15 protein-coding genes are annotated in these 17,679 nt (G+C 63.2%); 5 read left to right on the top strand and 10 right to left on the bottom strand.

The features are described from left to right. Positions 1-30: 30 nt before the first annotated feature. From ACNFG0_RS12725 to zwf, 3 genes are all read right to left on the bottom strand, one after another. Positions 31-879, bottom strand: coding sequence for a Tim44 domain-containing protein (locus tag ACNFG0_RS12725; RefSeq protein WP_196146872.1), 849 nt, complete (start codon positions 877-879; stop codon positions 31-33). 190 nt (positions 880-1,069) lie between these two features. Beyond that, on the bottom strand, positions 1,070-3,256 hold the full coding sequence (uvrD, locus tag ACNFG0_RS12720) for a DNA helicase II (protein ID WP_196146871.1): 2,187 nt from the start codon (positions 3,254-3,256) through the stop codon (positions 1,070-1,072). 89 nt (positions 3,257-3,345) lie between these two features. Then, on the bottom strand, positions 3,346-4,809 hold the full coding sequence (gene zwf, locus ACNFG0_RS12715; protein ID WP_196146870.1) for a glucose-6-phosphate dehydrogenase: 1,464 nt from the start codon (positions 4,807-4,809) through the stop codon (positions 3,346-3,348). A 104-nt stretch (positions 4,810-4,913) separates the two neighbouring features. Between zwf and hexR the strand changes: the two genes are divergently transcribed. Together hexR and ACNFG0_RS12705 are read left to right on the top strand one after the other, a co-directional pair. Beyond that, entirely contained in the window at positions 4,914-5,780 is an 867-nt protein-coding gene (gene hexR / locus ACNFG0_RS12710) for a transcriptional regulator HexR (RefSeq protein ID WP_196156634.1), read from the top strand. A 398-nt stretch (positions 5,781-6,178) separates the two neighbouring features. Further along, positions 6,179-6,397 carry a PA3496 family putative envelope integrity protein gene (locus ACNFG0_RS12705; RefSeq protein WP_196156742.1) on the top strand — a complete coding sequence of 73 codons (219 nt, stop codon included), beginning with the start codon at positions 6,179-6,181 and terminating at the stop codon, positions 6,395-6,397. On the opposite strand, the gene ACNFG0_RS12700 is transcribed toward ACNFG0_RS12705, so the two are convergent. Beyond that, positions 6,339-7,301, bottom strand: a complete 963-nt coding sequence (locus ACNFG0_RS12700) for a LysR family transcriptional regulator (RefSeq protein WP_328307986.1) — start codon at positions 7,299-7,301, stop codon at positions 6,339-6,341. The genes ACNFG0_RS12705 and ACNFG0_RS12700 overlap by 59 nt on opposite strands. 187 nt (positions 7,302-7,488) lie before the next feature. On the opposite strand from ACNFG0_RS12700, the gene ACNFG0_RS12695 reads away from it, so the two are divergent. Both ACNFG0_RS12695 and oadA read left to right on the top strand, forming a co-directional pair. Next, entirely contained in the window at positions 7,489-8,904 is a 1,416-nt protein-coding gene (locus ACNFG0_RS12695; RefSeq protein WP_070093419.1) for an acetyl-CoA carboxylase biotin carboxylase subunit, read from the top strand. A gap of 11 nt (positions 8,905-8,915) precedes the next feature. Continuing rightward, the gene (gene oadA / locus ACNFG0_RS12690; RefSeq protein WP_196156743.1) at positions 8,916-10,724 is read left to right on the top strand and encodes a sodium-extruding oxaloacetate decarboxylase subunit alpha; all 1,809 of its coding nucleotides are present in this window, start codon (positions 8,916-8,918) and stop codon (positions 10,722-10,724) included. A gap of 115 nt (positions 10,725-10,839) precedes the next feature. On the opposite strand, the gene ACNFG0_RS12685 is transcribed toward oadA, so the two are convergent. From ACNFG0_RS12685 to ACNFG0_RS12675, 3 genes are read right to left on the bottom strand one after another with little or no spacing between them, the layout of a single operon-like run. Then, on the bottom strand, positions 10,840-11,511 hold the full coding sequence (locus ACNFG0_RS12685; protein WP_196146558.1) for a GNAT family N-acetyltransferase: 672 nt from the start codon (positions 11,509-11,511) through the stop codon (positions 10,840-10,842). A gap of 7 nt (positions 11,512-11,518) precedes the next feature. Continuing rightward, positions 11,519-11,965: a GNAT family N-acetyltransferase gene (locus tag ACNFG0_RS12680; protein ID WP_196146557.1), complete on the bottom strand. Its 447-nt coding sequence runs from the start codon at positions 11,963-11,965 to the stop codon at positions 11,519-11,521. 18 nt (positions 11,966-11,983) lie between these two features. Further along, positions 11,984-12,613, bottom strand: coding sequence for an FMN-binding negative transcriptional regulator (locus ACNFG0_RS12675; RefSeq protein ID WP_416765067.1), 630 nt, complete (start codon positions 12,611-12,613; stop codon positions 11,984-11,986). 89 nt (positions 12,614-12,702) lie between these two features. Here ACNFG0_RS12675 and ACNFG0_RS12670 point away from each other — a divergent pair, with 89 nt between their 5' ends. Beyond that, complete coding sequence (locus ACNFG0_RS12670; protein WP_416765065.1) at positions 12,703-14,232, top strand: PLP-dependent aminotransferase family protein; 1,530 nt, start codon at positions 12,703-12,705, stop codon at positions 14,230-14,232. 102 nt (positions 14,233-14,334) lie between these two features. Here the strand turns inward: ACNFG0_RS12670 and ACNFG0_RS12665 are convergent, their stop codons facing one another. From ACNFG0_RS12665 to ACNFG0_RS12655, 3 genes are all read right to left on the bottom strand, one after another. Then, positions 14,335-15,438: a polyamine ABC transporter substrate-binding protein gene (locus ACNFG0_RS12665; RefSeq protein WP_196156747.1), complete on the bottom strand. Its 1,104-nt coding sequence runs from the start codon at positions 15,436-15,438 to the stop codon at positions 14,335-14,337. Between the two features lie 2 nt (positions 15,439-15,440). After that, positions 15,441-16,481 (bottom strand): histone deacetylase family protein, encoded by a 1,041-nt coding sequence (locus ACNFG0_RS12660; protein ID WP_196146553.1) that lies wholly within the window; start codon positions 16,479-16,481, stop codon positions 15,441-15,443. A 201-nt stretch (positions 16,482-16,682) separates the two neighbouring features. Further along, complete coding sequence (locus ACNFG0_RS12655) at positions 16,683-17,675, bottom strand: AraC family transcriptional regulator (protein WP_416765063.1); 993 nt, start codon at positions 17,673-17,675, stop codon at positions 16,683-16,685. Between the last annotated feature and the right edge of the window lie 4 nt (positions 17,676-17,679).

The raw sequence follows: 17,679 nt of genomic DNA, 5'->3' as shown, positions 1-17,679 counted from the left end.
AGGCAGCCCCAACGTATGCCAGCGGAAGAATCAGCCGTTCTGGCGGATGCCAGCGAGCAGCCAAGGCTGGTTCTCGCCCTGTGCACGCTCCATATGCCAGCTCTCGCTGAACGCTTCGCCCTGGTCGAAGCGCGAGGTCTTCGAGACACCGTGGAAGGTCAGGGTCGCGATGGTCTTGTCGGCGCGGTCATCGACGCCTTCGAGCTGTACATCGAGGTTGTCGATGTAGGTGGACTGGAAGCCATCACCCAGGTCGGCACGCTCGCGCTTGAGGAACTCGAGCATCTGTGGGGTGACGAACTCGGCGATCTTGTCCATCTCGTTGGCATCCCAATGCTGCTGCAGCGACATGAAGTGGCTGCGTGCGGCGTTCAGGAAGTTCTGCTCGTTGAACCAGGCCGGGGCGTTGATCACTGGGGCGGCGGCAGGCGCAGCGGCGCCACCGAAGACCGACGGCTGGGCTGGCTGGGCATGGGTTTCACGCTGGTAAGGCGCGTGGCCGGCGGCGGCGTGTTGCGGCTGCTGCTGGCGACGGCGCGCGGCGATGAAGCGGAACACCAGGAAGGCGATCAGGCCCATGATCAGGAAGTCGAGGATCTGCATGCCCTGGAAGCCGTCGCCCATGAACATGGAAGCCAGCAGGCCGCCCGCGGCGATACCAGCCAATGGGCCCAGCCAGCGCGAAGCACCGCTGGCGGCGGCCGGGGCGCGGCCAGGAGCGGTCGGCGCGGCGGCCGGCGTGGTTGGCGTAGCCTGGCGGGTCTGGTGGATAGGCGCGGAGCCCGAGCTCTTGCCGCCGCCGAAACGCTTGGCGTTGGCGTCCAGGCTCAGCGTCAGGCCGACGCACAGCGCCAGTACGATGCTAAGAAAACGTTGCATAGATGGGATTTCCCCTGTGGGTGGATTGCACGCGCGTCATGTTGCACAGGTTGTTGTGCACATGACCAGCGCCATAATGTTTCCATCTTTTGCCTGATGGGCCTGTACACAAGCCCATTCAGTGCGTAGGACCTTTCGTCAGCAGGCAAAAGAAAAGACTACAGTCGGCTGGAAGCCGTAGCGTTCGGTATCAGATCGCTTCCAGTTTGGCGTAGCCCAGCATCAGCCACTTGCTGCCTTCGGCGAAGTTGACCTGCACCCGTGCCTGGGCCCCCGAGCCTTCGAAATTGAGGATCACGCCTTCGCCGAACACCGAATGCTGCACACGTTGGCCCAGGGTGAACGCCGTTTGCGGAATGCTGGCATTGGCGAACAGGCTGCTGGAATTGCTCTGATTGCCACCGAAGGGGCGGCTGACGCTATTGGACAGACGCACTTCCTGCACCAGCCCCGCCGGAATTTCCCGTACGAAACGCGACACCTTGTTGTAGGTCTCGCTGCCGTACAGGCGACGGGTTTCGGCGTAGGTCATGATCAGCTGGCGCATGGCCCGGGTGATGCCCACGTAGGCCAGGCGACGTTCCTCTTCGAGGCGGCCTGGCTCTTCCAGGCTCATCTTGTGAGGGAACAAGCCTTCCTCCATGCCCACCAGGAACACATAGGGGAACTCCAGGCCCTTGGCGCTGTGCAAGGTCATCAATTGCACGCTGTCTTCATGTTCGTCCGCCTGGGCATCGCCGGCCTCCAGGGAAGCATGGCCGAGGAAGGCCGACAGCGGCGAAAGGTCGGCATCGTCTTCGCTGGTTTCGAAGTTGCGCGCGGCGCTGACCAGTTCCTCGAGGTTTTCTACCCGTGCCTGGCCTTTTTCGCCTTTTTCTTCCTGGTGGTAGATGATCAGGCCGGACTGCTCGATGACGGTCTGGGTCATCAGGTGCAGTGGCATGTCCAAGGTCTTGGCGGCCAGGTTTTCCATGAGCTCGATGAAAGCGCCCAGGGCGCTTGCCGCACGGCCTTTCAGGGCTTTGGCGGCGAGCAGCTGGCACATGGCTTCCCACATCGACAGCTGGCTGTGGCGGGCATGGTCGCGGATCGCTTCGACGGTTTTCTCGCCGATGCCACGCGGTGGCACGTTGATTACCCGTTCGAGGGCGGCATCGTTGCCGCGGCCTTCGAGAAGGCGCAAGTAGGCCATGGCGTTCTTGATTTCTGCGCGTTCGAAGAAGCGTTGGCCGCCGTAGATGCGGTAGGGAATACGCTCGCGCAGCAGGGCTTCTTCCAATACCCGTGACTGGGCGTTGGAGCGATACAGGATGGCGATGTCGTTGCGCGCATTGCCTTGCCTGATCAGGCTCTCGATGGTCTCGACCACATAGCGCGCTTCGTCGTGTTCGTTATAGGCGGCGTACAACGTCAGCGGCTCGCCTTCGCCCATGTCGGTCCACAGTTCCTTGCCCAGGCGCCCGCTGTTGTTGGCGATCAGGGCATTGGCCGCCTTGAGGATGCCACCGGTGGAGCGGTAGTTCTGCTCCAGGCGGATTAGCTCGGCGTCAGGGAAGTCGGCGGTGTACTGGTGGATGTTCTCGATCTTGGCCCCGCGCCAGCCATAGATGGACTGGTCATCGTCGCCCACGGCCATCAGGCTGCCGCCGTTCTGGCCGGCCAGCAGGCGCAGCCAGGCGTACTGCACGGCGTTGGTGTCCTGGAACTCGTCCACCAGCAGGTGGCGGAAGCGTCGCTGGTAGTGCTCCAGCAGGCCGGGGTGGTCGCGCCACAAGTCCAGGGCGCGCAACAGCAACTCGGAGAAATCGATGACCCCAGCACGTTCGCAAGCCTGCTCATAGGCTTCGTAGATGCTGCGCATGGTGCCCAGGAACAGGTCGCCGCCGGCCTGGATATGTTGCGGGCGCAGGCCCTCGTCCTTCTGCCCGTTGATGAACCATTGGGCCTGGCGTGCTGGCCAGCGCTGCTCGTCGAGGCCAAGCTCGCGGATCACCCGCTTGACCAGGCGCTGCTGGTCATCGCTGTCGAGAATCTGGAAGTTCTGCACCAGGCGCGCTTCCTGCCAGTGCGCACGCAACAGGCGGTGTGCCAGGCCGTGGAAGGTACCGACCCACATGCCCGCCGGGTTGATGCCCAGCAGCTGCTCGATCCGCTGGCGCATTTCGGCGGCGGCCTTGTTGGTGAACGTCACCGACAGGATCGAGTGCGGCGAAGCCTGCTCGACCTGGATCAGCCAGGCGATGCGATGCACCAGCACGCGGGTTTTACCGGAGCCGGCGCCAGCAAGCACCAGCTGACGCCCAAGCGTGGCCGCGACAGCCTGGCGTTGGGCATCATTGAGGGAGTTCAACAGGAGGGAGAGGTCATCTGTGTGCATCCGGCCATTCTAGGGCCAAGCCGGTCAAGGGACAAACACCTACTGTATGAATATTCACCTTCTGGTAGCGTCGCTCATCGGGTGATTCGCTACGCTCGGTCGCCCCCAGGACTTCGATACCACTGGCTGCCATGCCTGGCCAGCAAGCTGTTGGCCTGCTCTGGCCCGTTGCTTCCGGCGGCATAGTGGCGCGGGGGCTGGAAGTGTTCTTCCCAGCCCTTGAGGATCGGGTCGATCCAAGCCCAGGCGGCTTCCACTTCGTCACGTCGCATGAACAGCGTCGAATCCCCCTCGAGCACGTCCAGCAACAAACGTTCATAGGCTTCCCAGCGGCGGGTCTGGCCGAACACCTGGGCCAGGTTCAGGTCCAGTTCGACAGGCGCCAGACGCATGCCTTTGCCCGGGCTCTTGGTCATCATGCGCAGGCTGATGCGCTCCTCGGGCTGCAGCTGGATCAACAGCTGGTTGACCTGGCCGCCGCTGAACAGCTCGTGGGGCACCGGCTTGAACTGGATGACGATTTGCGACGAGCGCCGCGCCATGCGCTTGCCGGTGCGCAGGTAGAAGGGCACGCCGGCCCAGCGCCAGTTGTCGATGTGCGCGTGCACGGCGACGAAGGTCTCGGTGTCGCTGTCGTTGTCGACGTCCTTTTCGAAGTAGTAGGCCGGCACTTCCTGGCCGCCGATATGGCCGGCGCCGTATTGGCCGCGCACGGTCTTGTCCTGCACGTCCTGGCCGGTGATCGGCTTGAGCGCCCGAAGGATCTTCACCTTTTCATCACGTACCGCCTCGGCCTCGAACTGCGCCGGTGGCTCCATGGCAACCAGGCACAGCAGCTGCAGCAGGTGGTTCTGCAGCATGTCGCGGGTCGCACCCGCGCGGTCGTAGTAGGCGCCGCGGTTTTCCACGCCCAGGGTTTCGCAGACGCTGATCTGTACATGGTCGACCTGGCCATTGCGCCATACCGGCTCCAGCAGGGCATTGGCAAAACGCAGAGCCATGAGGTTCTGCACCGTTTCCTTGCCCAGATAGTGGTCGATACGAAACACCTGGCTCTCGTCGAATACCGCGCCAATGGCTTCGTTGATCGCCGTGGCCGATTCCAGCGAGTGGCCGATGGGCTTTTCCAGCACGATGCGCGCTTCGCTGTCGGCAAGGCCGGCAATGCGCAGGTGGTTGGCGATGGGCACGAACAGGTTGGGTGCGGTGGCCAGGTAGTAGATGCGGGCCAGCCCTCCAGGCTCACCCAGGTAACGCGCAAGGCGCACGAAATCGGCGCTTTGCAGGGCATCCATGGCGAAGTAGTCCAGGCGTGCGCAAAAGCGCCGCCAGACATCTTCCTCGAAATCGTTGCGGGCGATCTGGGCCCGGCAGTTACGCTCGGCGAGCTTGAGGTATTCGTCCCGTGGCAAGGGGCGCCGGGCCAGCGCGATGATTCTCACGGCGTTGTGCAGGCGGCCCTCGCGATACAGGTGATAAAGCGCCGGCAGCAGTTTGTGCAGGGCCAGGTCGCCCGTACCGCCGAAGACCAGGATGTCGCAAGGAATAGTCAAAACCACCACTCTCCACGTTCGTTTAGCTGGGCGGGTCGCGGGTCTTGTAGTATAACTACAAGAAAGCTACATCCCGGCCAGCCGATCATAACCGAGTCCAGCCTGTGAATCTGTTGCAACATATCGCCCAATCGCGCCATTTGCTGCGCAAATCGGAACTGAAAGTGGCCGACCATGTGCTGCTCGATCCGGCTGCCGTCATGCACAGCTCCATGGCCGACCTGGCTCACAGCGTAGGGATCAGCGAGCCGACCATTGTGCGCTTTTGCCGGGCGATCGGCTGTTCAGGCTTCCAGGACCTCAAGCTCAAGCTGGCGCAGAGTCTGGCCGCTGGCGCCAGTTTCGGGCAGTTCGCGATCCATGAAGACGACTCGGTCGCCGACTACAGCCTGAAGATCTTCGACACCACGCTACATACCTTGATGGAGGTGCGCGAACACCTCAATCCCCAGGCCCTGCAACAGGCGGTAACCGCCATGGCCCAGGCCCAGCGCGTGGAGTTCTATGGCTTTGGTGCCTCCGGCGCGGTGGCGGCCGATGCCCAGCACAAGTTCTTCCGCCTGCTGCTCAGCGCCGCAGCCTATTCCGACCCGCACATGCAGGCGATGTCCGCGGTGACGCTCAAGCCTGGCGATGTGGCCGTGTGCATCTCCCAGTCGGGTCGCTCCAAGGACCTGCTGATCACGGCCAACCTGGTGCGTGAAAGCGGGGCCAATTTGATCACCTTGTGCCCGAGCCAGACGCCGTTGGCTGAATTGTCCACCGTCAACCTGGCCATCGACGTGCACGAAGACACCGAGATCTACACCCCATTGACCTCGCGTATCGCCCACCTGGTGGTGATCGACGTGCTGGCGATGGGCGTGGCCATGGCCCGCGGGCCGAGCCTGGTCAACCACCTCAAGAGCGTCAAGCGCAGCTTGCGCAGCCTGCGGCTGTCGCCCAAGTCGGTCAAGGCGACCGACGACTGATCGTTACAGCCTGTGCCGGCCTCTAGGTAAACCTTTTGCGCCCATCTGTGGGAGCGAGGTCAGCGCTAGCCGCTTGTTCTCTATTGCGCGTTGCGCGGCTGGGTGCCTCGCATAGAGCAACGCATATCTGTGTCGCCTGTGGGAGATTACCCAGCCCTTCGGGCTGCGCTGTCGCGCAAAGAACAAGCGTCTAGCGCCGCCCCCTGTGGGAGCGGGCTTGTCCCGCGATTGGGCCGGGCCGGATATCACCGTCGCCTGGCAAGGGCTTCGCCCTTGATCGCGGGACAAGCCCGCTCCTACAGGCAGTGAAAATTCACGATTCTGTCACCAATCCACCGCAAAACCGTAAACCCGCAAGGCCAATCTGAAACTCCCGCATCCTTTCAGGGAGACAGGCAATGGCACGTGATCATGACGGTTCGTACCAACCCAGCGCCAAGGCTCGCAAGCAGCAGGAAAAGGACCAGCGCCGCATGGAGTTCCGCCGCGCGATCGAAAGCTATTGCGACCAGCGCCAACTGCTGCGCGAGATCACCGATTACCCTGACCTGCAGGACATCATGGTATGGCAGGTATCGGCGGCATCTTCCCCGAAAATCGCTCCACAAGCCCGCTGATTTTCGCCCGTTCGTTACGAATGAACGCCAGGAATGCCAATGCCACCGGTGACTGACGCTTGGCCTTGGACTGCACCACGCACCAGCTGCGGTACAGGGGCAGTTCCTCGACCGGCAGCTCTTTCAGAACACCGGTGGCCAGCTCCATGTTCACTGCATGGCGGGTCAGCAGGGCGATGCCCAGGCCTGCGATCACGCACTCGCGCTGGGCGTCGGCAGAAGCGACTTCCAGGGTCTGGGTGAAATGCACGCGTTTGTCCTTGAAGTATTCTTCGCAGGCCTTGCGCGTGCCCGAGCCTTGCTCGCGAACCAGCAGTGTGTGGGGTTCCAGGTCCTGCAGACGGAGCTTTTCCAGCTTGCACAGCGGATGGTCCGGCGGTGCCACGGCAACGATTGGGTTATTCAGGAACGGCATGAACTCCAGGCCCATGTCCTGGGGAACCATCGACATGATGATCAGGTCGTCGCGATTATCTGAAAGGCGCCGGATCGCCTGGGCGCGGTTGACCACCGTCAGGGTCAGGTTGACCTCCGGGTGGCGCTGCTTGAACGCGGCGAACAGGTGCGGCACGAAGTACTTGGCGCTGGATTCGATCGCCAGCTTCAGCTGCCCTTGCAGCGAGCCCTGCATGTCCGACAGCTGCATGTCGAGGTTTTCCAGGCGCCCGAAGATGTCCCGGCTCGCGCGCTGCAGGGCTTCGGCCGCCTCGGTGAGGTACAGCTTCTTGCCGACATATTCGAACAACGGCTGGCCGACCAGCTCTTCGAGCTGGCGGATCTGTAGACTTACGGCGGGTTGCGTCAGCGCCATCTCTTCGGCCGCCCGGCTGTAAGAGCGCAGGTCACACACCTCGTTGAAAATCTGCAATTGCCTTAAAGTCATGCGCATCAATGACTTACGCATTTTTCCCCGCCTCCGCGCAACACCCTGTTACGGCACTATAAGCTTTTGCTAATGCCGACCCTAACAAATATTGATTTTTGTTTATCAACCTACAGCGCTAGGGTGCATATGCGACTGGCCAGCAGCGTCTGGTCACGCCGACCGGCAGTACCGGCTCGTGTGTTCCATCGGCTTTGGGAAGACTCCAGTGATAAAAAAAATCCTGATCGCCAACCGGGGTGAAATCGCAGTTCGGATCGTGCGTGCGTGCGCCGAGATGGGCATTCGCTCCGTGGCGATCTATTCCGACGCCGACCGTCATGCCTTGCACGTCAAGCGCGCCGACGAGGCCTACAGCATCGGTGCCGAGCCCCTGGCCGGTTACCTGAACCCGCGCAAGCTGGTGAACCTCGCTGTAGAGACCGGCTGCGACGCCTTGCACCCAGGTTACGGTTTCCTTTCGGAAAATGCTGAGCTGGCGGAAATTTGCGCCGAGCGTGGCATCAAGTTCATCGGGCCGGCCGCCGACGTCATTCGCCGCATGGGCGACAAGACCGAAGCGCGTCGCACCATGATCCAGGCCGGTGTGCCGGTCACCCCAGGTACCGAAGGCAACGTCGCCGATATCCACGAAGCCCTGGCCGAGGGCGACCGCATCGGTTACCCGGTGATGCTCAAGGCCACCTCCGGGGGTGGAGGTCGTGGTATCCGTCGCTGCAACAGCCGCGAGGAGCTGGAGCAGGCCTTCCCTCGCGTGATTTCCGAAGCGACCAAGGCCTTCGGTTCGGCGGAAGTGTTCCTGGAAAAATGCATCGTCAACCCCAAGCACATCGAGGCGCAGATCCTGGGTGACAGCTTCGGCAACGTGGTGCACCTGTTCGAGCGCGACTGCTCGATCCAGCGCCGCAACCAGAAGCTCATCGAGATCGCCCCAAGCCCCCAGCTGACCCCCGAACAGCGCGCCTACATCGGCGATCTGGCCGTGCGCGCAGCCAAGGCGGTGAACTACGAGAATGCCGGTACCGTGGAGTTCCTGCTCGCCGATGGCGAGGTGTACTTCATGGAGATGAACACCCGTGTGCAGGTGGAACACACCATCACCGAGGAAATCACCGGTATCGACATCGTTCGCGAACAGATCCGCATCGCCTCGGGCCTGCCGCTGTCGGTCAAGCAGGAAGACATCCAGCACCGCGGCTACGCATTGCAGTTCCGCATCAACGCCGAAGACCCGAAGAACAACTTCCTGCCAAGCTTCGGCAAGATCACCCGTTACTACGCGCCCGGCGGCCCAGGCGTGCGCACCGATACCGCGATCTACACCGGCTACACCATTCCGCCGTTCTACGACTCCATGTGCTTGAAACTGGTGGTCTGGGCGTTGACCTGGGAAGAAGCCATGGACCGCGGCCTGCGGGCCCTGGACGACATGCGCGTGCAAGGCGTGAAGACCACCGCCGCGTACTACCAGGAGATCCTGCGCAATCCGGAATTCCGTAGCGGCCAGTTCAATACCAGCTTCGTGGAAAGCCACCCGGAACTGACCAACTACTCGATCAAGCGCAAACCCGAAGAGCTGGCCCTGGCCATCGCCGCCGCCATTGCTGCACACGCAGGCCTGTGAGGAACCGAATAATGTCCAAGAAAATCTTTGTCACCGACACAATCCTGCGCGACGCCCACCAGTCCCTGCTGGCCACCCGCATGCGCACCGAAGACATGCTGCCGATCTGCGACAAGCTCGACAAGGTCGGCTACTGGTCCCTGGAAGTCTGGGGCGGCGCCACTTTCGATGCCTGCGTGCGCTTCCTCAAGGAAGACCCCTGGGAGCGCCTGCGCAAGCTGCGTGCGGCCCTGCCCAACACCCGCCTGCAGATGCTGCTGCGCGGCCAGAACCTGCTGGGCTACCGCCACTACAGCGATGACGTGGTCAAGGCCTTCGTCGCCAAGGCCGCGGTCAATGGCATCGACGTGTTCCGCATCTTCGACGCTATGAACGACGTGCGTAACCTGCGTGTTGCCATCGAAGCGGTCAAGGCTGCCGGCAAGCATGCCCAGGGCACCATCGCCTACACCACCAGCCCCGTGCACACCATCGATGCCTTCGTGGCGCAGGCCAAGCAGATGGAGGCGATGGGTTGCGACTCCGTGGCGATCAAGGACATGGCCGGCCTGCTGACACCCTTCGCCACCGGCGAGCTGGTCAAGGCACTGAAGGCCGAGCAGTCGCTGCCGGTGTTCATCCATTCCCACGATACCGCCGGCCTGGCCGCCATGTGCCAGCTCAAGGCGGTGGAAAACGGTGCCGACCACATCGACACCGCCATCTCCAGCTTCGCCTGGGGTACCAGCCACCCGGGCACCGAGTCGATGGTCGCCGCGCTCAAAGGCACCGAGTTCGACACCGGCCTGGACCTGGAGCTGTTGCAGGAAATCGGCCTGTATTTCTACGCCGTGCGCAAGAAGTACCACCAGTTCGAAAGCGAGTTCACCGCCGTGGACACCCGCGTGCAGGTCAACCAGGTTCCGGGCGGCATGATTTCCAACCTGGCCAACCAGCTCAAGGAGCAGGGCGCGCTCAACCGCATGAACGAAGTGCTGGCGGAGATCCCGCGGGTGCGTGAAGACCTCGGCTTCCCGCCGCTGGTAACCCCGACCTCGCAGATCGTCGGTACCCAGGCGTTCTTCAACGTGCTCGCTGGCGAGCGCTACAAGACCATCACCAACGAGGTGAAGCTGTACCTGCAAGGTGGCTACGGCAAGGCGCCGGGTGTGGTCAACGAGCAACTGCGCCGCCAGGCGATCGGCAGCGAAGACGTGATCGACGTGCGCCCGGCCGATCTGCTCAAGCCGGAGATGGCCAAGCTGCGTGCCGAAATCGGCAGCCTGGCCCGCTGCGAGGAAGACGTGCTGACCTTCGCCATGTTCCCGGACATCGGCCGCAAGTTCCTCGAGGAACGCGAGGCCGGCACCCTGACCCCTGAAGCGCTGCTGCCGATTCCGGAAGCGGGCGCGGTGGCCGGCCCAGGTGGCGAAGGCGTGCCGACCGAGTTCGTCATCGATGTGCACGGCGAGACCTACCGCGTCGACATCACCGGTGTGGGCGTCAAGGCCGAAGGCAAGCGTCACTTCTACCTGTCCATCGACGGCATGCCGGAAGAGGTGGTCTTCGAGCCCCTCAACGAATTCGTCAGCGGTGGCGGCAGCAAGCGCAAGCAAGCCAGTGGCCCGGGCCACGTGAGCACCACCATGCCGGGCAACATCGTCGATGTGCTGGTCAAGGAAGGTGACACGGTCAAGGCCGGCCAGGCGGTATTGATCACCGAAGCCATGAAGATGGAGACCGAAGTCCAGGCGCCGATCGCCGGCAAGGTCACCGCCATCCATGTGGCCAAGGGCGATCGCGTCACGCCGGGCGAGATCCTGATCGAGATCGAAGGCTGATCGAAGCCTTCGACTCATAAGCGGTTTACCTCATGGGGAGCGATATGCTCCCCTTTTTTTTTGTGCTGCCTTTTTGTGCGCAATCGCGGGACAAGCCCCACACAGGCTCTGCAACTCAGCCCTTGCGGCAAGCCTCCAAGGTCTTCACCTGCCCCTCGGGCCGCTGGTTATCTTCGCTCAACCAGCGCTGGAACCCAGCTTCCACCGCGGGCCACTCGTCATCGGTGATCGAGTACCAGGCCGTGTCCCGATTGTGGTCCTTGACCACCATGTGTTTGCGGAACACCCCTTCGAAGGTAAAGCCAAACCGCTCGGCCGCACGTTTGGAGCGAGCGTTGGCGTTGTTGCACTTCCACTCCAGGCGGCGGTTGCCCAGTTCGAAGCCCAGCTTGCCGAGCAAATAGACGGCCTCGGTGCCACGTGGCGTGCGTTGCATCGCGGCGCCGAAGGCGATGTGTCCGATCTCGAAGCGGCCCTGCTCGGGGACGATCGACATGTAGCTCAAGATGCCCTGCACCTGGTCGCAGGCTCGGTCGATGACGCTGTAGAACAGCGGGTCGCGACCGGCGGCGTTGCCTTCCAGCCAGCGGTCGAAGCTGGCGCGCTCGCTGAAGGGGCCGTAGGGCAAGTAGTCCCATAGCACCGGATCTGATCCCGGCCCTTGCAGGACTTCCCATAGATCATCACCGTGGCGGGCAGGGTCGAGTTTTTCCAGGCGGATGAAACGGCCCTCAAGAGGCTCGGCCTTGGGCGTCGCTGCGGGTTTCCAGTTCAATGCGTCAGTCATGTTCGGCCTACAGCCCTTTGCGAAATTGAATGAAGCCCGGCCGCTCGGCGACTTGCTCGTACAAGCTGATGGCGGTGGCGTTGGTTTCATGGGTCAGCCAGTGCACCTTGATGCAACCCGCTGCCTTGGCTGTCGCGTAGACCCATTCGATCAGTTGGCGGCCGATGCCCAGGCCGCGCTGCTCGGCATTGACGTACAGGTCTTGCAGGTAGCAGGAGTTTTCGATGCTCCAGTTGGATCGATGATAGATCCAGTTGACCATCCCCACCGCCTTGCCATCGGCCCAGGCCAGGGCCGAATGGGTGGGTTCGTTCGGGTCGAGCAGGCGTTGCCAGGTGCTGGCGCTGACCTCGTCGGCCAATTCGGTCTGGTAGAACCGCAGGTAGGCCTGCCACAGGGCGAGCCAGGCAGCATGGTCGTGGGCGCTGACAGGGCGCAGGGTGATCTCGGACATGGTGGTTTTCCTTTTCCTTCAGAGTGAATGCATTTGGGCTGCAAGCTGGTTGTCCAGGTGATCCGCGCTGGCGGCCAGGCCCTCGCGTACACCCTGGATATCCTCGGCCGAGCGGTTCTGGCTGAGCTTGCGCGCCCCTTGCAGGCGCGCAATGGGCAGACGGATGCCAACGATGGCGCGAAGCATGCCGTCGATGTAGTCGCGGGGGGCGTCGGTCACTTTCCAGGGCTCGGCCCGGCCCTGTTCGTGCCGGTCGGTCAGGCGGGTGACGATGTCCAGCAGGCGCGGGGCATCCTGGATCACTTCCACGGCGCCGTAGGCGTGTACCGCCAGGTAGTTCCAGGTGGGCACGACCTTGTGATGTTCGGCTTTGCTGGGGTAGTAGCTGGGGCTGACATAGGCGTCGGCGCCAGCGAACACCAGCAGGGCTTCGTCGCCTTGTTCCAGCGCCTGCCATTGGGGATTGGCCCGGGCCAGGTGGGCGTAGACCGTGCCGTACGCGCCTTCATGGGGATCGAGCAGTACCGGCAGGTGAGTTGCCAGCAGGCCTTGTTCGCCATGGCTGACCAGCAGGGCGAGGCGGGTTTGCAGCATTTGCTGGTGCAAACGCTCAAGGTCATGTTCTTGATGGGGCTTGGCGTTGTACATGCGAGGTTCCTTGTCGAATGGCTCCATCCTAGGCAGGCTATTGGTTCTCTGTAAGAGCCAATACCGGCTGTTTTGATAGGTCCAATGACATGAACGAACGTGCCCTCGCGTTGCCCTTCGACCCTGCCGGCATCGTGCTCGACCGTAGCCGGGGCCTCAGCCATCAGCTTTATCAGGCGCTGCGTGTGCGGGTGCTCGATGGCCGTCTGGGCAGTGGCACGCGCTTGCCGGCCACGCGGGACCTGGCGGCGATGTTGTCGTTGTCTCGCAACAGCGTGGTACGCGCTTACGACCAGCTGTACGCCGAGGGCTACATCGAAAGCCGGGTGGGGGACGGCACCTACGTCAGCCAGCTGCCTAAACTATCCACACAACTGTCCACAGGGTTATCCCTGGGGTTATCAACAGGTTTATCCACATTTCACGCTTCTGATACTGAGGATTTATCCAGTTTCGAGCGTTCGAGCGAGCCCTTGCAGCGCCTGAAAAACAACCATCTGCCGCCACCCAAGGTGGGAGTACCGCGGGCTTTCCGGGTGGGTGTGCCGGCGTTCGATTTGTTCCCTTTCGAGGTCTGGGCCAGGCTGCAAGCGGGTTTCTGGCGAAACCCCGACCCTGCGTCGCTGGGGTATGGCGACCCGGCCGGGGAGCCTCCGTTGCGCGAACTCATCGCTGCCTATCTGCGGCGCTCCCGGGGGCTCTCCTGCAGTGCTGAACAAATTGTGATCACCAGTGGTGCGCAGCAAGCCATCAGCCTTTGTGCACAGTTGCTGTTGCAGCCTGGCGATGCCGTGGCTGTGGAAAACCCTGGGTATCGGGCGGCCGGGCATACATTTGCCCTGGCGGGCGCGAAGGTCAAAGGCGTGCCGGTGGACGATGAAGGCCTGGATTGCGAACGGCTGATGCACCTGCCCGATTGCCGGCTGGCCTATGTGACGCCCGCGCACCAGTACCCTACCGGCGTCACCATGAGCCTGGCCCGGCGCTTGTCGCTGCTGGCCTGGGCGCAGCGCCAGGATGGCTGGATCATCGAGGACGACTACGACGGCGAGTACCGCTACAGCGGCGCGCCGCTGGCGCCCTTGGCGTCGTTGGACCGTCAGGGGCGGGTGTTGTATGTGGGCACCTTCGGCAAGATTGCGTTTCCGGCCCTGCGCCTGGGTTACCTGGTGTTGCCCCGTCAGTTGGTGGAAGCGTTCAGCCAGGGGCGGGCGCTGGCGGTGCGCCATTCAGAGGTCGGCACCCAGTGCGTGATGGCGCAGTTCATGGCCCAGGGGCACTTCCAGCGGCACATCCGGCGCATGCGCAAGGCAGCGCTGAGCCGGCGCAACGTGCTCAAGGCGGGATGGCCTGTGGACGTTGCGGGGCTTGGCGCGATGCCGGAAGTGGCGGCGGGGCTGCATGTGAAGGTGGATGTGGATAACTTTGCGCGCGAGCAGGAACTGGTGGCGCGGGCAGAGGCGGTGGGGGTGGAGGTCAACCCGCTGAGCGGTTACTGGCTGGAGGACAGCGATGTGCCTGTGGATAAGCGGGCAGGGCTGGTGTTGGGGTTCGCGGCGGTGCCAGAGGCGCAGATTGCGGATGCACTGATGCGGTTGCGCAAGGCATGGAGAGCATGAGGGCCTGAAATCGCCGGCGAGCCGGCTCCCACAGGTTTAGCGGTGTCTGTGAAAACAGCGCAGCGCAGGTGGGAGCCGGCTTGCCGGCGATCGGGCCTTAGGTCAGGTCCCGGACTTGATGCGTGTCCAGGCTCGGGTGCGCGCCCGCTCGGCCTCACGCGGCAAGGGCTTCAAGGTGTACAGCTTGGCCATCGCCTCGGCAGTCGGGTACAGGTTGGGGTTGTTGCGGATCGCCGGGCTGACCTTGTCGGTAGCGTCCTTGTTCGGGTTCGGATAACCGACGAAGTCGCTGATCGGCGCAATCACCTCTGGCCGCAACAGGTAGTTGATGAAGGCGTGGGCGTCATCCGGGTTGGCGGCGTTCTTCGGGATGGCCAGCATGTCGAACCAGATTGGCGCGCCTTCCTTGGGCAGGCGCATGTCCACCACTACGCCGTTCTTGGCGTCGCGGGCGCGGTTGGCAGCCTGGGAGAAGCTGCCCGAATAGCCCACGGCCACGCAGATATCGCCATTGGCGATGTCCGCCATGTACTTGGAGGAGTGGAAGTAGGTGATATGCGGGCGGATCTTGAGCATCAGTGCTTCGGCTTTCTTGTAGTCGGCCGGCTTCTCGCTGTTGGGCGGCAGCCCCAGGTACTGCAGGGCCAGCGGCAGGATCTCCGACGGCGAATCGAGCAAGGCCACGCCACACTGCTTGAGCTTGGCAATGTTTTCTTCCTTGAAGATCAGGTCCCAGCTGTCCACCGGGGCCTTGTCGCCCAGCGCGGCCTTGACTTTGTCAGGGTTGAAGCCGATCAGCACGGTGCCGTACATATAAGGCACGGCATGCTTGTTACCGGGGTCGTTGGCCTCGATCAGCTTCATCAGCGCCGGGTCCAGGTGCTGCCAGTTGGGCAGCTTGCTGCGGTCCAGGGGTTGGAAAACGCCGGCCTCGATCTGCTTGGCCAGGAACACGTTCGACGGGACCACCACGTCATAGCCGGAGTTGCCCGTGAGCAGCTTGGCCTCCAGGGCTTCGTTGGTGTCGAAGATGTCGTAGATCAGCTTGACGCCGCTGTCCTTCTGAAAGTCCGTCAGGGTTTGCGGCGTGATGTAGTCGAACCAGTTGTACACCCGCAGGGTGCGCTGTTCGGCTTGGGCCGGCAAGGCGCCGGCCACAAGGCCGGCGGCGATGAGCGGGGCGAGCAGACGCGTGAGTCGGGCCATGGTCAGGCTCCTGGCTGGGTACGCTGGAAGCCTTCCAGCACGTTGACGGCATTGATACCGATTTCTTCCACAGCGTAGCCGCCTTCCATGACGAAGAGGGTCGGTTTGCCCAGGCGGCCGATGCGCTCACCCATGGCCAGGTAGTCGGGGCTGTCGAGCTTGAACTGGGAGATCGGGTCGTCCTTGAAGGTGTCTACGCCCAGGGAGACCACCACCACATCCGGGCCGTAGGCGGCGATTCGCTGGCAGGCATCCTCTAGCGCCTGGCTCCAGGCGGCCCAGTCGCTGCCGGCAGGCAGCGGGTAGTTGATGTTGCAGCCTTCCCCGGCGCCTTCCCCGGTTTCGTCGGCATAACCGAGGAAGAATGGGAATTCGTCCTGCGGGTCGCCATGGATCGAGGCGAAGAACACATCGCCGCGCTGGTAGAAGATGTCCTGGGTGCCGTTGCCATGGTGGTAGTCGACGTCCAGGATGGCGACCTTGCGGTGGCCTTGGTCGAGGAATGCCTGGGTCGCGATGGCGGCGTTGTTCAGGTAGCAATAACCGCCCATGACCTCGGCGGCGGCGTGGTGTCCCGGTGGGCGGCACAGGGCGAAGGCCGAGTGGGCGCCCTGTTGGATCGCCGCCTGGGCGGTCAGGGCAACCTGCGCGGCGCTGTAGGCGGCCTGCCAGGTACCGGCAGTGATCGGTGCGCCGGCATCGAAGCTGTAGTAGCCCAGCTCGCCGTGTAGGCCGGTGGGCTTGACCTTGCGCAGGGTGCGCGCCGGCCAGGTGAACGGCAGCAGGTCGCCTTCCTGGCCCAGTTCCGCCCAGCGTGCCCAGGCGCCTTCGAAGAAGTCCAGGTAATCGGCGCCATGCACCCGCAGCAGCGGAGCGCGGCCGAAGTCGCGCGGGCCCTCGATGGGGCCGAGGTTGCGCTTTTTCACCTGGTCCAGGACATGGTCGGCACGCGAAGGCATCTCGAAGCACGGCATCAGCTTGCCGTCGATCAGCTCGCAGCGGCCATGGTGCAGGCGGTGGTCATCGGAATAGATCGTCAGCACGTTGTTGTTCTCCGGTTTTTACTGGCGTGCCTCATTGTGTGAGGCGGCGTGGCGGGGGAGAACGACGGAAACGGCCAAAAGGGGATCGATGTGGCCAAAGCAGGTGTGCGATTTTCAAGGCCCAATCGCCGGCAAGCCGACTCCCAGCTGTTCTGCGCTGTACCTGTGGGAGCCGGCTTGCCGGCGATTGGGTCAATGCAGTCAGCCACGAAAATGACTGGGCGCCACGCCGCTCCAGCGCTGGAAGGCATGTCGGAAGCTTGCCGTCTCGCTGAACCCCAGTGTCTCGGCGATGCGGTAGATCGGCATCTGGTCCTCGGCCAGCAACTGTTTGGCCCGTTCGAAGCGCAGCTCGTCGAGCAATTGTTGATAGCTGCACCCAAGCGCCTGCAGGTGCCGGCGCAAAGTGCGCGAGGAGCAGTTCATCTGTCGCGCCAGGCCTTCGAGCCCGGGCGCGGCGTCCAGTTGCTGCATCAGCAGATGGCGAATACGCCCCAGCCAGGCCTGGCGCCCGGTGAATTCCAGATTGAGCTGCCGGCAGCGTTCGGCCATGGCCTTGTGGGTGATGGGGTCGGCCAGAGGCAGGGGCATGTCCAGCCAGCGGCGCTCGAAGGCGAACGCATTGTCGTTGGCCTCGAAGCCCAGCGGGCACTGGAAGGCATCCGCGTACAGGCCATGGTAGCCGGGCCTTGGATACTCGAAGCGTGCCGCCAGCAGCGGCAGGGGCTTGCCCAGCAGGTCATCGCAGATGACCTTCAAGGAAACCAGGCAGAACTCCACGTTGAAGGCCGCCAGCTCCGGGCTGTCCCGGTAGTCGTTGGCGCTGAACCAGACCCGCTGGCCGTCATCCACCAGGCGCAGTTGGAATGCCGTGCCCAGCAACGCCGGGTAGCGCAGCGCCAGGCTCAGGGCGTCACCCAAAGTGGCACTGGAGAGCAGGGCGTAACCGAGCATCCCGTAGCACGACACATGCATGCGCCGGCCCAGCTCCAGGCCGATCTCCTCGCGCAGGGCCACGGCGTTGGCGCACACCTGCAATTCCTGCTGGGTGGTGATGCGCGCATCGGCATGGCCCAGATCCTCCAGCGCAATGCCGCTGCCTGCCAGCAACCGCGCGGCATCGCAGCCCTCTTCCTGGAAGACCGTGAGAATCAGCGAAACCGCGTTGAGGGTGGTGAGGTGACTGTGCAGCATGCTC

This window comes from Pseudomonas sp. NY15372 (genome assembly GCF_048068215.1).
Taxonomy (GTDB): domain Bacteria; phylum Pseudomonadota; class Gammaproteobacteria; order Pseudomonadales; family Pseudomonadaceae; genus Aquipseudomonas; species Aquipseudomonas guariconensis_A.
Note: the sequence above shows the minus strand (reverse complement) of the source record. Positions and strands in the feature narration are given on the sequence as shown.